The organism is Deinococcus sp. (genome assembly GCF_018260405.1).
GTDB lineage: Bacteria > Deinococcota > Deinococci > Deinococcales > Deinococcaceae > Deinococcus.
The window spans coordinates 1-521 of record NZ_JAGLBG010000216.1 but is presented as its reverse complement, the minus strand read 5'-3'; positions in this window follow the sequence as shown (position 1 = coordinate 521).

The following is a 521-nucleotide window of genomic DNA, read 5'->3' as shown; positions in this document are numbered from 1 at the left end:
AGTACGACAGCTACGAGCGGCGGTGGTCGGTTGGGTTTGCAGGCGCACCAGCGAAGCAAGAGGACTTAGAAGAACTGGCCCGCTTAGGAGTGCTGGAGGTGGCAGGCGAAGGCAAAGGGGCGGTGTACAGGCTGGCTGAGCAAAAGACCTAGGCGACAAAGCCCAGCCAGAAGCGGCGGATGGGTGTGAAAAATCCGGGTGGTTTTTTGGGCGGCGGTGGGCGACTACGAACGCACCACCACAGGGTGGCGAGGCCCAGAATCTGAGTGCAGGGGGCGTTGGGGTGGTGGTGCTGCTTGGTTGCCAGACTAGACACCCGGTTAAGGCGGTTTTGCTACTCTGACCACATGCAACAATTTTCAAAGCACATCACCAGCCAAGAGCCGACCACACAGCGCCGCTTGTACACCCTGTTTCAGAGGGAAGTGAAAGCGGGACGGATACCAGCCCTAAAGCTGCTCACGAGGTTTGAAATCCAAGGAACGAAGGGACAGCCCCGGCAGGTGCAGGACTACGCTTTT